Source organism: Streptomyces sp. NPDC003038 (assembly GCF_040611115.1).
Taxonomy (GTDB): Bacteria; Actinomycetota; Actinomycetes; order Streptomycetales; family Streptomycetaceae; genus Streptomyces.
In genome coordinates, this window is sequence record NZ_JBEXNN010000003.1 from 131456 (window position 1) to 148101 (window position 16646).

General features: G+C 72.2%; 16 protein-coding genes. 4 read left to right on the plus strand and 12 right to left on the minus strand.

Going from position 1 to position 16646, the window contains the following annotated elements:
- Positions 1-14 precede the first annotated feature (14 nt).
- Positions 15-497: a DUF309 domain-containing protein gene (locus ABZX75_RS05540; protein ID WP_355408131.1), complete on the plus strand. Its 483-nt coding sequence runs from the start codon at positions 15-17 to the stop codon at positions 495-497.
- Here ABZX75_RS05540 and ABZX75_RS05545 read toward each other — a convergent pair.
- Genes ABZX75_RS05545 through ABZX75_RS05560 form a run of 4 tightly spaced genes read right to left on the minus strand, consistent with a single transcriptional unit; the run spans position 474 to position 3731 of the window.
- Positions 474-869, minus strand: a complete 396-nt coding sequence (locus ABZX75_RS05545) for a VOC family protein (RefSeq protein WP_355408133.1) — start codon at positions 867-869, stop codon at positions 474-476. The genes ABZX75_RS05540 and ABZX75_RS05545 overlap by 24 nt on opposite strands.
- A 5-nt stretch (positions 870-874) precedes the next feature.
- Positions 875-1513: an LUD domain-containing protein gene (locus tag ABZX75_RS05550; RefSeq protein WP_355408135.1), complete on the minus strand. Its 639-nt coding sequence runs from the start codon at positions 1511-1513 to the stop codon at positions 875-877.
- The gene (locus ABZX75_RS05555) at positions 1510-2979 is read right to left on the minus strand and encodes a lactate utilization protein B (RefSeq protein WP_355408137.1); all 1470 of its coding nucleotides are present in this window, start codon (positions 2977-2979) and stop codon (positions 1510-1512) included. Before ABZX75_RS05555 ends, ABZX75_RS05550 begins: the two co-directional genes overlap by 4 nt.
- A complete protein-coding gene (locus ABZX75_RS05560) occupies positions 2976-3731 on the minus strand; it encodes a (Fe-S)-binding protein (RefSeq protein WP_355408139.1) in 756 nt (251 codons plus the stop codon). Before ABZX75_RS05560 ends, ABZX75_RS05555 begins: the two co-directional genes overlap by 4 nt.
- Before the next feature lie 18 nt (positions 3732-3749).
- Between ABZX75_RS05560 and cobF the strand changes: the two genes are divergently transcribed.
- Complete coding sequence (gene cobF / locus ABZX75_RS05565; protein ID WP_355408141.1) at positions 3750-4502, plus strand: precorrin-6A synthase (deacetylating); 753 nt, start codon at positions 3750-3752, stop codon at positions 4500-4502.
- Positions 4503-4507: 5 nt separating this feature from the next.
- Here the strand turns inward: cobF and ABZX75_RS05570 are convergent, their stop codons facing one another.
- The 3 genes from ABZX75_RS05570 to ABZX75_RS05580 all read right to left on the minus strand — a co-directional run bounded on the left by ABZX75_RS05570 (position 4508) and on the right by ABZX75_RS05580 (position 8921).
- Positions 4508-5734 carry an aminotransferase class V-fold PLP-dependent enzyme gene (locus ABZX75_RS05570; protein ID WP_355408143.1) on the minus strand — a complete coding sequence of 409 codons (1227 nt, stop codon included), beginning with the start codon at positions 5732-5734 and terminating at the stop codon, positions 4508-4510.
- Positions 5735-5878: 144 nt separating this feature from the next.
- Positions 5879-7615 (minus strand): glycoside hydrolase family 71 protein, encoded by a 1737-nt coding sequence (locus tag ABZX75_RS05575; protein ID WP_355408145.1) that lies wholly within the window; start codon positions 7613-7615, stop codon positions 5879-5881.
- Positions 7616-7964: 349 nt separating this feature from the next.
- Complete coding sequence (locus tag ABZX75_RS05580) at positions 7965-8921, minus strand: arylamine N-acetyltransferase (protein ID WP_355408147.1); 957 nt, start codon at positions 8919-8921, stop codon at positions 7965-7967.
- Between the two features lie 277 nt (positions 8922-9198).
- Between ABZX75_RS05580 and ABZX75_RS05585 the strand changes: the two genes are divergently transcribed.
- Positions 9199-9666 carry a hypothetical protein gene (locus tag ABZX75_RS05585; RefSeq protein ID WP_355408148.1) on the plus strand — a complete coding sequence of 156 codons (468 nt, stop codon included), beginning with the start codon at positions 9199-9201 and terminating at the stop codon, positions 9664-9666.
- 199 nt (positions 9667-9865) lie between these two features.
- Here the strand turns inward: ABZX75_RS05585 and ABZX75_RS05590 are convergent, their stop codons facing one another.
- The 5 genes from ABZX75_RS05590 to ABZX75_RS05610 all read right to left on the minus strand — a co-directional run bounded on the left by ABZX75_RS05590 (position 9866) and on the right by ABZX75_RS05610 (position 15910).
- Positions 9866-12088 (minus strand): NADP-dependent isocitrate dehydrogenase, encoded by a 2223-nt coding sequence (locus tag ABZX75_RS05590; protein WP_355408150.1) that lies wholly within the window; start codon positions 12086-12088, stop codon positions 9866-9868.
- Between the two features lie 209 nt (positions 12089-12297).
- Positions 12298-12651 (minus strand): DUF805 domain-containing protein, encoded by a 354-nt coding sequence (locus ABZX75_RS05595; RefSeq protein WP_355408152.1) that lies wholly within the window; start codon positions 12649-12651, stop codon positions 12298-12300.
- Between the two features lie 477 nt (positions 12652-13128).
- The gene (gene corA / locus ABZX75_RS05600; protein ID WP_355408498.1) at positions 13129-14211 is read right to left on the minus strand and encodes a magnesium/cobalt transporter CorA; all 1083 of its coding nucleotides are present in this window, start codon (positions 14209-14211) and stop codon (positions 13129-13131) included.
- Between the two features lie 218 nt (positions 14212-14429).
- Positions 14430-14822, minus strand: coding sequence for a TOBE domain-containing protein (locus tag ABZX75_RS05605; protein WP_355408154.1), 393 nt, complete (start codon positions 14820-14822; stop codon positions 14430-14432).
- 146 nt (positions 14823-14968) lie between these two features.
- Entirely contained in the window at positions 14969-15910 is a 942-nt protein-coding gene (locus tag ABZX75_RS05610) for a LysR family transcriptional regulator ArgP (RefSeq protein ID WP_355408156.1), read from the minus strand.
- A 69-nt stretch (positions 15911-15979) separates the two neighbouring features.
- Between ABZX75_RS05610 and ABZX75_RS05615 the strand changes: the two genes are divergently transcribed.
- On the plus strand, positions 15980-16603 hold the full coding sequence (locus tag ABZX75_RS05615) for a LysE/ArgO family amino acid transporter (protein WP_355408158.1): 624 nt from the start codon (positions 15980-15982) through the stop codon (positions 16601-16603).
- Positions 16604-16646 lie beyond the last annotated feature (43 nt).

Sequence of the window (16646 nt, forward strand, 5' to 3'; positions counted from 1 at the left end):
GGCAGGATGAGGGGGTGAACGCACGGGATCGGGACGACGAGGGGCGGGCGCGGAGCGCACGGCCCAGGGACGGGCTGGGCCGGCCGCTGCCGTACGGGGTGAGCGGCGTCGAGCGGCAGCCCGAGGGGGTGGTGCGGTCGCCGGCGCAGACCGTGCGGGAGGCGCAGCGGCTGCTGGACGCCGGGATGCCCTTCCACGCGCACGAGGTGTTCGAGGACGCCTGGAAGTCCGGGCCGCCGGACGCGGCTCCGCTCTGGCGGGGGCTCGCGCAGCTGGCGGTCGGGCTGACGCACGCGGCGCGCGGGAACGCGGTCGGCGGGGCGCGGCTGCTGCTTCGGGGGGCCGTGGGGATCGAGGGCCTGACCGGGGACCCGTACGGGATCGACGTGCCCGGGCTGGTCGGCTGGGCCCGGGAGCTGGCCGGCCGGGTGGAGGCGGGCCAGTCCGTCGACGCGGCGCGCGAGGCGCCCCGGCTAGCCGGCGGCGGGCTGGAGTAGGTCCCAGCGGTTGCCGTACAGGTCTTGGAAGACGGCGACGGAGCCGTACGTCTCGTGGCGCGGCTCCTCCAGGAAGCGGACGCCCTCAGCCGTCATCCGGGCGTGGTCCCGGGCGAAGTCGTCGGTGTAGAGGAAGAAGCCGACCCGGCCGCCGGTCTGGTCGCCGACCCGGGAACGCTGGGCGTCGTCCTTGGCGCGCGCCAGGAGCAGCGCGCTCTCCGTGGCGCCGGGCGGGCGGACCACGACCCAGCGGGAACCGTCCGGGCGCGCGGTGTCCTCGGCGAGGTCGAAGCCGAGGGCGCGGGTGTAGAAGTCGATGGCCTCGTCGTAGTCGTGGACCACGAGGGCGGCGAGGGCGATGTGTGCGGACATGGGGGTCAGTCTTCCGCAGCCGTCAGCAGGACGACCTCCAGGGTGCGGGGGCCGTGGACGCCTTCCACCCGGTCGAGTTCGATGTCGCTGGTGGCGGAGGGGCCGGAGATCCAGGTCAGGGGCCGGGTGGGGTCGAGCCGGGACATGGCCAGGGGGACGGAGTCGACGACCTGGTCAGGGACCCGGACCACGCAGATGTGGTGGTCCGGGATGAGGGTGATGCGGCGCCGGCCCTGGTCGGGGCCGCCGTCCAGGACGATGGTGCCGGTCTCCGCGATGGCCAGGGCGCAGCCGGTGACCACGCTGTCCACGGCGTCCAGGTCGTACGGGGTGGACTCGGCGCGGTCGTGGACGCGGGTCGCGTCGGCCGCCGAGAGCCAGTACGGGGGCAGCCCGGGCGGGACGAGCACACTGCGAGCGCCCCGTTCGGCGAGGAGCCGCATGAGCAGGGGCGGGAGCCCCGTCTCGTCCGTGCGGTGGACCACGGCCCGGTACTCCGCGAGGTGGCCGGCGAGGAGGTCCGCGGTCTCGGCGGGTGTGCGCGTTCCGTGGACCCGGAGGTAGTCCCTCGGGATCTCCGGGCCCGGGCCGGGTTCGGGCACGGCCCGCCGGATGCGGGCCAGGATGCGGTCCTTGCCGCTCATCGGGTCGTGCCCCTCTCGCGGGTCCACCAGTCGCGGAACGACTGTGCGGGGAGCTGCGGCAGTTCGCGGCTGTCGGTCCAGGCCCGGCCGGGTCCGGGCAGTCGGCGCGGGCGCAGGCGGCGGGCCCGGGCCAGCAGGCGCTCCCCCGCGCGCAGGGCGACGGGGTGGTCCAGCAGCAGCCGGGCGGCGCGCATGGCGGCCCGTTCGGCGGCGTGGCCGTGGGCGGGGCGGATCCGTACGCGGATGCCCTCACGGGTCACCTGGCCGCCCTGGGCCACCCGTTCGCGCAGGTGGACGAGGACCTCGGGGATGTCGATGGCGACCGGGCAGACCTCGTAGCAGGCCCCGCACAGGGTGGAGGCGTAGGGCAGCGAGGCGTCGATCTCACTGGCGGTTCCCCGTAGTTGCGGGCTGAGGATGGCGCCGATGGGCCCCGGGTAGACGGAGCCGTAGGCGTGGCCGCCGGCGCGCTCGTAGACCGGGCAGACGTTGAGGCAGGCGGAGCAGCGGATGCAGCGCAGGGCCTGGCGGCCGGTTTCGTCGGCCAGGGTGTCGGTGCGGCCGTTGTCGAGGAGGACCAGGTGGAAGACGGACGGCCCGTCGCCGTCCGTCGTACCGGTCCACATCGTGGTGTACGGGTTCATCCGCTCGGCCGTCGAGGAGCGGGGCAGGGTCTGCAGGAAGATCTCCAGATCGCGGAAGGTCGGGATCACCTTCTCCACGCCCACGACCGAGATCAGGGTCTCGGGCAGGGTCAGGCACATCCGGCCGTTGCCCTCGGACTCGAAGACGACCATCGTGCCGGTTTCGGCGACCATGAAGTTGGCGCCGGACACGGCGACCCTGGCTCGCAGGAACTTCTCGCGCAGGTGCAGGCGGGCGGCTTCGGCCAGTTCCCGCGGGTCGTCTCCGAGGCCGTCGGGGGCGGGGCGACCCCAACGGCCCATCTCCGCCCGGAAGACGTCGCGGATCTCGGCCCGGTTGCGGTGGATGGCCGGGACCAGGATGTGGGAGGGCCGGTCGTGGCCGAGCTGGACGATGAGTTCGGCGAGGTCGGTTTCGTAGGCGGCGATCCCGGCCTCTTCCAGGGCTTCGTTGAGGCCGATCTCCTGGGTGGCCATCGACTTGACCTTCACCACCATGCGTTCACCTGTGGCCAGGACGAGATCCGTCACGATCCGGTTGGCCTCGGCGGCGTCGGCGGCCCAGTGGACGGTGCCGCCGGCCGCGGTGACCGAGGCCTCCAGTTCGAGGAGGTAGCGGTCGAGATGGCGCAGGGTGTGGTCCTTGACGGCCTTGCCCGCCTCGCGCAGCCGGTCCCAGTCCGCCAGTTCGGCGACCGCGCGGGCGCGTTTGTCGCGGATGGTGTGCGTGGCGTGCCGCAGATTGGCGCGGAGTACGTCGTCCCGTACGGCCTCCCGCGCTGCAACGGGAAACGCGGGCATGCCCAGAGGTGTGGCCGTCATCGCAGGGGTTCCTCCTCGGTCGCGGCCAGGATCTCGGCGAGGTGCAGGGTGCGCAGCGGGGCGCCGGCGCGCCGCAGCAGCCCGTCCAGGTGGGCGAGGCAGGAGTTGTCGGCGCCGCACAGCACCTCGGCGCCGGTGGCGGCCGCGTTGGCGATCTTGTCGGTGCCCATGGCGGCGGAGACGTCCGGGTTCTTGACGGCGAAGGTGCCGCCGAAGCCGCAGCACTCCTCGGCCCCGGGCAGCTCGACCAGGTCCAGGCCCTTGACGGCGGCCAGCAGCCGCCGTGGTCGCTCTCCCAGCGCGAGTTCCCGTAGACCGTGACAAGAAGGGTGATAAGTGACGGTGTGTGGGTAGTACGCGCCCACGTCGGTCACCCCGAGCACGTCGACCAGGAATTCGGTCAGTTCGTACACGCGCGGTGCCAGGGAGTCCGCCGCCTCGGCGAGCGCGGTGCCGAGGCCTTCCGCGGCCGTCTTGCGGCCGATGCGCGGGTAGTGCGCTCGGAGCATCGCGGCGCAGGACCCTGACGGGGTGACGACGTACTCGTACCCGGCGAAGGCCTCGGCCGTGCGCCGGAGGAGGGGTTCGGCCTCGCGCCGGTAGCCGGTGTTGTACTGCGGCTGGCCGCAGCAGCTCTGGCCCGCCGGGAAGTCCACCTCGACGCCCAGCCGCTCCAGGAGGCGTACGACGGCGATGCCCGTACGCGGGTACAGCGCGTCATTGACGCAGGTGACGAACAGGGCGACACGCATGACGGGCAGAATAGCCGGGTGAAGAAGTTCTCAGTGATCGGCATAGGCGCGGGCGACCCGGACCACCTGACCCTCCAGGCGGTCAAGGCGATCGGCGCGGCGGACGCATTCCTCATCCTGGAGAAGGGGGAGGAGAAGGCGGATCTGACCGGGCTGCGGCGCGCGATGCTCGATGCGCACGCCCGCCCCGGCCACCGGCTGGTGGAGGGCCGCGACCCGGACCGGGACCGGACCCCGGCCGACTACACCCCGACGGTGGACGGCTGGCGCAGCGCGCGGGCCGAGCTGTTCGAGCGGTTCATCGCGGAGGATCTGGCGGAGGGCGAGACCGGGGCGTTCCTGGTGTGGGGCGACCCCTCGCTGTACGACTCCACGCTCGCGATCCTCGACGAGGTGCTGGACCGGGGGCGGGTGGCCTTCGAGCACGAGGTCGTACCCGGCATCAGCAGCGTGTCGGCGCTGCTCGCACGCCACCGGACGAATCTGAACCGGGTCGGGCGGCCGGTCCAGATCACCACGGGGCGGCGGCTGGCCGAGGGCTGGCCCGAGGACGTGGACGACGTGGTGGTGATGCTGGACGCACGGCATGCCTTCACCGCCCACCTGGACCAGGACCTCTTCATCTACTGGGGGGCCTACGTCGGCACCCCCGACGAGATCCTGGTCGCGGGGAAGCTGTCGGAGGTCGCCGGGCGGATCGAGGAGTTGCGGACCGAGGCCCGGGCCCGCAAGGGCTGGATCATGGACACGTACCTGCTCAGGCGCGGCTGACGCCCCTAGGCCAGGTGGGCGGGGAGGGCCGCGGCGAGGCGCTCGTACTCTTCGGGCCGGTTGTAGATCTGCCCGCAGACCCGGATCCCACCGCCGCCCGGCCAGGGCCAGATCAGTACGCGGATCCGCGCCCGCGCCGCGAGCTCCTCGCGCAGGGCGCGGGCGCTCTGGGGGGTCTCCGCGACTCCGGGCGGCAGGCGCAGGGTACGCATGGCGAGGCCGTCGGTGTGCGGGAGCCGGGTGAGCCCGGGGATCTCGGCGAGCAGGTCCGCGCCGTGGGCGGCGAGGGCGCTGTTGTGGGCCCGTACCGCGGCCGCGTCGAGGCGGTCGAGGAAGTCCAGTCCTTCGGGGGCGGCGAGCCAGCCGGTGTAGTCGGCGGTGGCGCGGTACTCGACCGCGCGCGGGAAGCCGTGGTGGTCCTCCCAGGAGGGTACGAGCGGCCGGATCCGGTGGCGGTGGCGCGGCGCGACGGCGAGGATCGCGCTGCCGGGCGGGGCGTAGGCCCACTTGTGGAGGTTCCCGAACCAGAAGTCGGCGCGGCCCGCCAGGGGGTCGGCGAGCATGCCGGGGGCGTGGGCGCCGTCGACGACGGTGGTGACCCCGCGGGCGGCCAGGTCGGCGAGGAGCCGGGGGCTCGCGATGACGCGGGCGGTGGGCGAGCTGATGTGGTCGAGTACGGCCACCTTCGTACGGGGCCTCAGCGCGGCCAGCACGGTCTTCCGTACGGCGTCCTCGTCGGGCAGGTGCGGGTCCAGGGCGACGGTGGTGACGGGCGCGCGGCGGGCGGCGGCCGCGACGACGGTGCCGTAGCCGTGGTCGGTGACCAGGATTTCGTCGCCGTCGGCGAGCGGGACGGCGTCGAGGGCGAGACGGGCGCCTTCGGTGGCGTTGGAGACGAAGGCGATCCCGTCGGGGTCGGCGGCGAGGTGCGCGGCGATCCTGGCCCGGGCCTGGGCGAGCCGGTCGGGGACGGCGAGGAAGAAGGCGTCCGGATCGGCGTGGGCCTGGGCGCGGAGCGCGGCCTGGGTCTGCTGGACGAGGGTGGGTACCGCGCCGAAGGAGCCGTGGTTGAGGTGGGACACGGCGGGGTCGAGGCGGAAGAGCGCCTGCCCGCCGGGGAAGGCGGCAGGTGCGCCGGCCGTCGGGTGGGCGGGCTCGCGGGCGGATGACTCGGCGGGACCGTGCGCGGGCTCGCGGGCGGATGACTCGGCGGGGCTTTGCGGCTCGGACATCTCGGGTCCTCCGTCGATGCGGCGCGGCGGCTGTCGTCCGGATCATCCCCCGCCGTGGCCGTGCCGGCACTCCTTCCCCGCACACTCCCGGGCACGGGGTGCCGTTCCGGACGCCGAGACTCCGGGGCGCCCGGGCGCCGGGTCCTACGGCGTCCGCCCGCTCGTCGCCGCGTAGTACTGGAGGTCCTGCACCTCCACTGTGTGGTCCACGGGATACGGCAGCTCCACGCCCGCCGCCGTCTTCCCGCCCCGCAGCACCTCCGCCCTGCTGATGCCCGCCTTCAGCGGCAGCAGCTCGGAGTGGACGCCGGCCGGGGCCTCGTGCGTGTCCTTGGCGGATCCGACGGTCGTACGGACGGTCGCGGGCCGGGCGAGGAAGCTCAGCACCTCCACCGTGTCCCGGGGTGCGGCGCTGCCCTTGCGCAGCGACATCACCAGCGACTGGTCCCCCGTCGGGTCGGCGCCGGCGAACTGGGTGCGCGCCGTGAGGTACAGCGTGTCCCGGACGATCTTCGGCCAGCTGCCCGTCTTGAACCTCGTCAGGTAGTACGAGGTCAGGTCCAGGTAGGTGTGGCCGTTGTGCAGGGAGGGCGCGAACTGGCTGCCCTCCGAGTAGTCGTTCCACGTGGTGAGCTGCACCCAGTCGGCGCCGCCGTCGATGGCCTGGGTCCACGTGGAGCGCAGCGTCGCGGTGTTGCCGGCCTCGTCGTAGATGCCCTGGTTGGGCCGGGCGTCCTGGACCGACACCGGCTGCATCCAGATCTTGCCCATGCCGTGGGCCCGCTGGACGTCGCGCGTGGAGCTCTCCTGGCCGACGTAACTGCGGCTGCCCCACTCGGAGAACCCGTAACTGATGGGCGCGAACTCACCGCTGTGCGCGCCGAAGTCGAGGAAGAGCGGGACGAAGGCCGTACGGATGCCGTGCCGGGTCTTGAGGCTGTCGATGAACCCGGTCCACCAGGCGGCGTTCTTCGTCTCCGCCTTGAAGGGGGAGACGACGAGCCGGCCGTCGGGGAGCCGGTGCGCGGCCGGGGCCTTGCCGAGCGCCGCGACCGCGTCGGCGAGGACGCCCGGGTCGTCGGTCTTGAGGGAGGTCATGTCCGGCATCAGCATGACCTTGAAGTCCGGGTCCACCGAATAGGCCGCCTCCATCAGGAGGTTGGACCGCTCCCAGTTCTTGCCGGACAGGGAGAGCATGTCGAGCGTGAACCCGTCGATGCCCGCGGCGCGGGCGGTGCGCACCTCCTGCTGGAGGTTGGCGTACTCCCAGTTGCCGCCCTTGGGCGGGACGGGCAGCGGCCGGTCGCGCAGCAGGCCGCCGTACTTCTCGTGCTTGCCGCTCTCGCCGTCCGGGTTCAGGTAGTTGCGGGCGTAGTAGTCCTCGTCGGCGCTCGCGTTGTCGAGGGAGAGCGGGTACGGGGTGAAGTAGTGGGCGAACACCAGCTTCCGGCCCGCTTCGCCGGAGCGCAGGGCGGCCGGCTGGGGCAGGTCGAAGGGCAGGGCACCGGCGGGGCGGGCGGCTCCGGTGTCGAGGGGCGCCTGAGCAGTGGCCTGGCCCCCTGCCTTGCCGGTCGGGGCGGTCTTGCCCGGGTCCGGGGTTCCGGCCGGGCCGGAGGCGCCGGGTGCGGCCGCGGCACCCGGCTCGGTGGACCACGGCACGTCGGTGCCGGGAGCCGAACCGCCTTGCGGGGAGGCGGCCGTGAAGGGGTCCCAGGCGATGCCGGTGGCGGCGCAGACTCCGACGAGGAGGAAGCCGGAGATCAGGAGGGCCAGCAGCGGCCTGCGGCCGCGGAAGCGCGGTCGCCGCCGGTGCGAGGAAGGGCGCGCCGCTCGCCGCGCCGCCCGCTCCGCCAGCCGATCTGCCCGCCGGTCCGCTCTCATCCTGGCCCCTCCCGTGAATATGCCCCGAGGAGGGGCTGCACAGCAGTAGAGCCCAATACCGGCTTCCGGACAACCGTTCCCCGAGGGCGGGGCGGGGACATGTACGTCACAGGGACCACGGGAACTACGCCGGCCACACCGGCGGGGCTCCCGCGACGCCCGTGACCTCAGTGGCCCGCTCGGCGATGTCTACCCGATCATCGACACCTCGCCGGTACGCATCGGGCGGCAGCGAGCAGGAGCAGCCGCGGCGGACCGCCGCACGGGCTCAACGCGGGCACGGGCTCAACGCGGGCCCACGCGGGCCCCACACGTGCTCGACGCGGTTCAACACGGGCCCCACGCGGGCTCATGCCAGGGAAGCCACCGCCCTGCGCCCCCCGCGGTGCGCGGACGCCCTCGGCGGCTGCCGCACGGTCGCCGGGTACATCGCCTCGACCTGGCGGGCGGTGGACACCCGGGCGACGAGCTGCGCGCGGTCGGAGGCCGACAGTTCCACCTCGAACAGGTCCCCCAGCAGGTCCGGGAGTTCTTCCGGAGCGTAGCGGCGAGCCGTGGCCGTGCCGTCGGGGAGCGTGGTGGTGAGGATCGTACCGTCCAGGAACCGGTGCTCCCCCGCGCCCATCCGCTGCACGACCAGCCGGCCGGCGAACGGCGAGCGCGGGTGCGTGGACAGGAAGTGGTTGGCCACCAGCCAGTCCTGCGGGTAGCGCTGGTCGAGCGTGAAGGCGTGCAGGTCGAACCAGCCGTCGGCGCCCCTCGTCTGCATCGCGTAGACGGTGTCGCCCACCTCGGTCGCCGCCTGCCGCAGCCGGAACCCCCAGCCGTCACAGGTGTTCTCGCCGCCGTCCACCAGTTCCAGGGGCTCCAGCGGGTTGCGGCCGAAGCCGGGGTCGCAGACCCACACCTTGCCGGTCTCGGCCGTCTCGGCGGTCTCCACCCGCAGCATGGCGTGCGTGGCGGGACGGATGCCGTCGGAGCCGATCCGCACCCGTGAGGCCAGCCCGGTCACGCCGAAGCCGACGCGCTCCAGGGCCGCCGCGAGGAGCAGGCTGTGCTCGTAGCAGTAGCCGCCGCGACGCTGGTGTACCAGTTTGTCCTGAAGGTCCTGAAGGTCGAGGGAGAGCGGCCGGCCGAGTACGATCTCGACGACTTCGAAGGGGATGGCGGTGATGTGCGCCCGGGTCAGGGCCCGCAGGACGTCGAGCGTGGGCGTGAGTTCTCCGTCGTAGCCGATCCGCCGGAGGTACGCGTCCAGATCGAGGCGGCTGCCCTGCCAGGCCGTGGCGTCGTCGTTCTTCGTCATGGCGCTCATCGTGCATAGAGGAGCCGCCGGGACCGGACTCCCCCGACCGGAGAACGTCACATCCCCGGGGACATCGACGGGGACATCGACGGGGACGTCCCCGGGACATCCGCCGAACGCCCACGGAAAATCCGTCGCCTCGCGGACGGCCGGGGCGGGCCTCCGAATGTGCCGTACCCCTGGCCTTACGGCGCGAGTGGCGGATAATCGTCCTCACGCGGCTTGAACGAACCCTCTGCCGCGCTTGGCCACGCATGCAATGGGGGGCATCGTGCCGATGAGGGACTCGGAATCGTCGATCGGAACGCTGCCCGCCACGTCGGACGAGCTGTCCCGGTTACTCACCGCCGTCCGCCGGGGGCGGGTGCTGACCGTGACGGGCGGTTCCCGCGGGTCGCGGAGCCTGCTGGTGCGGGAGATCGCGCGCCGGCTCGCGTCGAACTTCTACGACGCGGCGGCCGTCATCGCCATGGAACCCGTCCAGGGGGTGTACGGAGTCCGCGAGTTGACGGCCGAGCTGGGCCGCCGTGCGCCGGACATGCCCTCGCATCCCTCCGGTACGGCCCGCGCGGTCTCGTGGCTGGCCGAACGGGACATGCTGCTCGTCCTGGACGGCACCGAGCAGCTCGGCCCGGACGCCCGGGCCTGGCTGCGGCACTTGCTCGCCGTGGCTCCCGGCGTGCGGATCCTCGCCGCCGGACCGTTCCCGCTGGCGTTCGAGCGGGAACGGGTCCACCGGCTCTGAGGCGCCCGCGCCGGGATGCCCGCCCGGCACCGGGCCGAGTCGCGCGGCCGCGCCCGGGTGCACCACCACGACAACCCACCATCACCGCGACAACAACACGCCAACACGCCAACACAAGGGTGCGGAAACGGCTCCGCCCCGGCCGGCGACTGCCGGACGGGGCGGAACGCGCAAGCGAGACGCGCGCGGGCTACATGCCTCAGCCCAGGATCGCGAGCGCCTTGTTGAAGGTCGCGGACGGGCGCATGGCCGCCTCGGCCTTGACGGCGTCGGGACGGAAGTACCCGCCGATGTCGACCGGGGAGCCCTGCACCGCGATCAGCTCGGCCACGATGGTCTGCTCCTGCTCGCCCAGCGCCGTGGCGAGCGCCTCGAAGGCGGTGGCCAGCTCGGCGTCCTCGGTCTGCCGGGCCAGCTCCTGCGCCCAGTACAGCGCGAGGTAGAAGTGGCTGCCGCGGTTGTCGATGCCGCCCAGCTTGCGGCTCGGCGACTTGTCCTCGTTGAGGAAGGTGCCGGTCGCGCGGTCCAGGGTGTCGGCCAGCACCTGGGCGCGGGCGTTGCCGGTGGTGGTCGCGAGGTGCTCGAAGCTGGCCGCCAGCGCGAAGAACTCGCCCAGGCTGTCCCAGCGCAGGTAGTTCTCCTTGACGAGCTGCTGGACGTGCTTCGGGGCGGAGCCGCCGGCGCCCGTCTCGAAGAGGCCGCCGCCGTTCATCAGCGGGACGATCGACAGCATCTTGGCGCTGGTGCCCAGCTCCAGGATCGGGAACAGGTCGGTCAGGTAGTCGCGCAGCACGTTGCCGGTGACCGAGATCGTGTTCTCGCCGCGGCGGATGCGCTCCAGGGAGAAGGCGGTGGCCTCGACCGGGGAGAGGATCTTGATGGTGAGACCGTCGGTGTCGTGGTCGGCCAGGTAGGTCTTCACCTTGGCGATCAGCTGCGCGTCGTGCGCGCGGCCCTCGTCGAGCCAGAAGACGGCCGGGTCGCCGGTGGCGCGGGCGCGGGTGACGGCGAGCTTGACCCAGTCGCGGATCGGCAGGTCCTTGGCCTGGCAGGCGCGGAAGATGTCGCCCTCGGCGACCTCCTGCTCCAGGACCACGTTGCCCTCGGCGTCGACGATGCGCACGGTGCCCGCGGCGGCGATCTCGAAGGTCTTGTCGTGGCTGCCGTACTCCTCGGCCGCCTGCGCCATCAGGCCGACGTTCGACACCGAGCCCATGGTGGACGGGTCGTACGCGCCGTTCGCGCGGCAGTCGTCGATGACGACCTGGTAGACACCGGCGTAGCTGCTGTCCGGCAGGACCGCGAGGGTGTCGGCCTCCTGGCCGTCCGGGCCCCACATGTGGCCGGAGGTGCGGATCATGGCCGGCATGGAGGCGTCGACGATGACGTCGCTCGGAACGTGCAGGTTGGTGATGCCCTTGTCGGAGTCGACCATCGCGAGGGCCGGGCCCTCGGCGAGCTCGGCCTCGAAGGAGGCCTTGATCTCGGCGCCGATGTGCGGGACTCCGTCCAGGCCCTTCAGGACGGCGCCGAGGCCGTCGTTCGGGGACAGACCGGCGGCGATGAGCACCTCGCCGTACTTCGCGAAGGTCTTCGGGAAGAAGGCGCGGACCACGTGGCCGAAGATGATCGGGTCGGAGACCTTCATCATCGTGGCCTTGAGGTGCACGGAGAAGAGCACGCCCTCGGCCTTGGCGCGGGCGATCTGCCGGGTGAGGAAGGCGTCGAGGGCGGCGGCGCGCAGGACGGCTGCGTCGACGACCTCACCGGCGAGGACGGGTACGGACTCGCGCAGGACGGTGGTGGCGCCGTCGGCCGCCACGTGCTCGATGCGCAGGGAGCCGGCCTCGGCGATGACGGTGGACTTCTCGGTGGAGCGGAAGTCGTCGGCGCCCATGGTGGCGACGTTCGTCTTCGACTCGGAGGTCCAGGCACCCATGCGGTGCGGGTGCGTCTTGGCGTAGTTCTTGACCGAGGCGGGGGCGCGGCGGTCGGAGTTGCCCTCGCGCAGGACCGGGTTGACGGCGCTGCCCTTGATCTTGTCGTAGCGGGCGCGCGCCTCGCGCTCCGCGTCGGTCTTCGGGTCGTCCGGGTAGTCCGGAAGGGCGTAGCCCTGGCCCTGGAGCTCGGCGATCGCGGCCTTGAGCTGCGGGATCGAAGCCGAGATGTTGGGCAGCTTGATGATGTTCGCGTCCGGGGTCTTCGCCAGCGCGCCCAGCTCGGCGAGGTCGTCGGCGATCCGCTGGCTCTCCTGGAGGTACTCGGGGAAGCTGGCGATGATCCGACCCGACAGGGAGATGTCACGGGTCTCGACATTCACTCCGGCCGTCGACGCGTACGCCTGGATCACAGGCAGGAACGAATACGTCGCCAGGGCCGGGGCCTCGTCAGTGTGCGTGTAGATGATGGTCGAGTCAGTCACCGGATGCTCCGCTCCACAGTCTGCGTCTCTCGTCTGCAACATTGCTCGACATCAAGATATCTCGTGATCGGCCCGGCCGGGACAGCCCCCTGCCGCAAGCTTGCCGAGACGCACGTCACCCGCCCCGGTCCGGCCGGCCCGGGAACGGCGAAAGCGCCGCAGCCGACGTGTTCCGTCGACTGCGGCGCTCAGCTGTGCGCGGGCCCTGCTCAGGCGTGAACGGCCTTGGGGTCCGGACCGTACTCGTTGGGCTGCTGCTGGCCGGCGGTGGCCATGAGGACGAGGATCCAGATGAAGCCGACGAACGGCACCAGGGAGACGAAGTACCACCAGCCGGACTTGCCCTGGTCATGCAGCCGGCGGACGGCAAGAGCGAGGTTCGGGATGAACGTCGCCAGGCCGTACAGACCGACGATCAGGAAGCCGGTGCCGAGGGCCGCATCGATGATCGCCAGCACGACGGTGACGGCCAGGTTGCACAGGAAGAACATCCAGAATTCCTGGCGGCGGGCGCGGCCGGAAAAGTCTGCGTACTTCTTCAGCACGTCGGTGTAGTAGTGCATGTTCCCCCCAAGGGACGGAAATCTGGGCCCGTCCTGCTGGAGCAAGCCGGGGCAGAACTTATGCGCCCTTTACGTCGCGGTCAAGCCAGTTCCCAAGACGCCAGATTGGCCACTTTCCTCTGCTTCCCGGCCTAAACACATCGGCACCGGGCCCCCCTTGAAACCCAGCGGTGACATGAGGTCACCTGAAGTGACCGAGCAGGAGGGCCGGGAGCCCTGGTGAGGGGCTCGGGAGCCCTGCCGTGTGCCGAATGTCCGTAACGTCCACGCCGTGCGCCCACTTGCCACCGGGTGGGGCCCGCTCCATCGGCTCCCGGATCGTTACCGCAATGCGACTGCGCAGGCCCCGCCCGGTCGTCCCGGACGCGCGGATCTCGCCCGGCACCGGCGTGGGGAAGACGCCGCGGCCGGGCACGGGAAGGGAGCTGCCTCTGGCAGCCACACGGGCACGGGCGACTCCAGTCGCACCGCGTTTTTTCAGAGCCAGCCGTTGCGCCGGAAGCCCCGGTGGATGACGAAGCAGGCGACTGCCATGACGGCGAGCGTGGCCGGGTACCCGTACGTCCAGCGCAGTTCGGGCATGTTGTCGAAGTTCATGCCGTAGACCCCGCAGACCATGGTCGGTACGGCGATGATGGCCGCCCACGCCGTGATCTTGCGCATGTCCTCGTTCTGGGCGACGGTCACCTGCGCGAGGTGGGCCTGGAGGATCGAGTCGAGGAGGTTGTCGTAGGCGCCGATCTGCTCGGTGACCCGCGTCAGATGATCGGCCACGTCCCGGAAGTAGGCGCGGATCTCCGGCGGGATCGCCGGTATCGGCTGCGTGGCCAGCTGCTGGAGCGGGCGGCTGAGTGGCGCCACCGCCCGCCGCAGTTCCAGGAGTTCGCGCTTGAGCTGGTAGATCCGGCCGGCGTCGCCCCGGCCGCCGTGCTCACTGAACACAGCGGTCTCGACGGCGTCGATGTCGTTCTGGACCATGTCCGTGACGGCCATGTAGTCGTCGACCACATGGTCGGCGATGGCGTGGAGAACCGCGCCGGGCCCTTTCGCCAACTGCTCCGGATTCGCTTCGAGCTCCTCGCGGACCGGGCCGAGGGTGCCGCGGCCGCCGTGCCGGATGGTGATGACGAAGTCGTCGCCGGTGAAGACCATCAACTCACCGGTCTCGACCACCTCGCTGGTCGCCGTGAGCTCCTCGTGCTCGACGTAGCGGACGGTCTTGAAGACGGAGAACAGTATGTCGTCGTAACGCTCCACCTTCGGGCGCTGGTGCGCGTGCACGGCGTCTTCGACGGCCAGGGGGTGGAGGCCGAACAGCTCGGCGAGCCCGGCCAGCTCCGACTGATCCGGCTCGTGCAGACCGATCCAGACGAAACCGCCGCCCGTCTTGCGGACCCGCCGCAGCGCGTCCTCGGCCTCCGCGCAGCCGTCCTGCCGTACACCGTCCTGGTAGACCAAGCAGTTGACGACCGCGCTGCCCAGTGGGGAGCGGAACGGGTGGCTGAGGTCGACGGTCCGCCGGTAGCCGCGGCGCACGGCCCGGCGCAGGCTGCTGAACATGGACACGACGTCCTCCCCTTCGGCGGATCACCGGCCAGTCTGCCACCGCCTCCGGCCCGGCCCGCCCGCGGGACCTGCGCCTCCCGACACGGACGCGGGTACCGACACGGACGCGGGTACCGACACGCAGGCGGGTGCCGACACGGAGGCGGGTGCCGACACGGAGGCAGGTGTCGACACTCCGGTCGACGCCGGCGCTCAGGTCGACGCCGGCGCTGTCACGGCCGGTCGATGAACACGCTCGTCGACTTCACCCGGGCCGTTGCCCGCGCGCCCACCTCGAGCCCGAGCTCCTCCACCGCCTCCCGCGTCAGCAGCGACACGATCCGGTGCGGCCCGGCCTGGATCTCCACCTGCGCGTCGACCGTACCGAGCTTCACTCCCGTGACGATCCCGGGGAAGGCGTTGCGCGCCGAGGTGTACGGGACCTCCTCGCCCTCCGCGTTCTCCTGCGCGGCCTCCACGCAGAAGGCCGCCAGGTCCGGCCCGTCCACGATCCGCCGCGTGCCCTCCCGGCGGGTGGGAAAGCGCTCGGCGTCCGCCCAGCGCCGGGCGGTGTCGACGCTGACGCCGAGCAGCCGCGCCGCTTGACCGATCGTGTAGGACTCCATGGCGTGAGCCTAGGGGAACCCGGACACCGGGCGGATCACCCCCGGGCCCGCGAGGAGCGGGCGGCTCCCGCACCGTGCCGACAGCGACGGCCTGGGCCAAACCCTGTGCGCCGGTGGCCACCGGAAGCCCGCCAAGTGTCCACGTGTCAACGCAGCGTCTCGCGGGCCGCCGCCGCGATCACGTCCGCCACCGTCGACAGCGCCGGCGAGTCCAGCTTCCACTGCTGCCAGTACAACGGCACGTCCATCGGCCGCCGCGGCGCCAGCAGGACCAGCTCCCCCGACCGCACCAACGGCCTGGCCTGCGGCTCCGGCACCAGCCCCCACCCCAGCCCCGCGACCACCGCATCGCGGAATCCCTCGGACGTGGGCACGTAGTGCCGTACCGCGGCCGCACCCACCCCTACCCCCTCCCCATCCCCCGCCCCGGTGGTGGTCCCGTCGCCCGCGCCCTCCTCCACCAGTGACCGTACGAACGCGTCCTGGAGGTCGTCCTTCCGGTCGAACACGATGGTCGGCGCCTTCCGCAGGTCCCGCCCCAGCGCACCGGTCAGGTGCAGGGCCGCGAAGCCCGGGCTCGCCACCGGCAGGTACCGCGCCAGCCCCAGCCTCCGTACGGTGCATCCGGCGACCGGGTCCGGCGAGGAGGTCACGGCCGCCATCACCTGCCCCTCCCGCAGCAACGCCGTCGTGTGCGACTCGTCCTCGCGGTGCAGCTCGAAGCAGACGGGAGGATCCTGCGGCACCCGGGTCAGCGCCGGCAGGAACCAGGTCGCCAGCGAGTCCGCGTTCACCGCGATCGGCAGGCGCACCGGACCCGCCTCCGCCGCCATGCCCAGCTCGGCCCGCGCGTCGCGCTCCAGCCGTGCCAGCTGACGCGCGAATCTGATCACCACCTGCCCCGATTCCGTGGCGCGCACCGGCTTCGTCCGCATCAGCAGCACCCGGCCCGTCCGCTGCTCCAGCGCCTTGACCCGCTGGCTCACCGCCGACGGGGTCACGTGCAGAGCGGCCGCCGCCGCGTCGAAGGTGCCCTCGTCCACCACAGCCAGCAGGGTCCGCACCTGGTCCAGAGGAAGCTCATCCATCACGAGCGCTAAGGGTACGTAAAAATCTTTAGCTGTACTGAAACAGCCACGCTGCTTACCGTCGACGTCATGACACACGGCATCATCACGGCGGGCCTCGCCGGTTTCGGAACCGGACTTTCCCTCATCATCGCCATCGGCGCGCAGAACGCCTTCGTCCTGCGGCAGGGCGTGCGCCGCCACGCGGTCCTCGCGGTGGTCGCCATCTGCGCCGTGTCGGACGCGCTCCTCATCGCCCTCGGCGTCGCCGGCGTCGGCGCCTTCGTCACCGCGTGGCCGGCCGCCCTGACCGTCGTCGGGCTGGCCGGGGGCGGGTTCCTGATCTGCTACGGAATCCTCGCCGCCCGCCGGGTGATGCGCCCGACGCCGGGCGCTGCCCTCACCGCCCAGGGCAGCGCTCCCGGGTCCGGCCGCCGGGCCGTACTGACCTGCCTGGCCATGACCTGGCTCAACCCGCACGTCTACCTGGACACCGTCCTGCTCCTCGGCTCCCTCGCCGCAGACCGCGGCGATCTGCGCTGGGCCTTCGGAGTCGGCGCGTGCCTGGCAAGCCTCACCTGGTTCAGCAGCCTGGGCTACGGGGCGAGGCTCCTCAGCGGACTCCTCGCCCGCCCTTCGGCCTGGCGGGTCCTGGACGGCTTCGTCGCGGCGACGATGGTCACGATGGGCGGCCTCCTGCTGGCTCGGGCCTGACACCTCCTCTCCGCGGCAGCCACAGCCCGCACCGGCCGCGAGG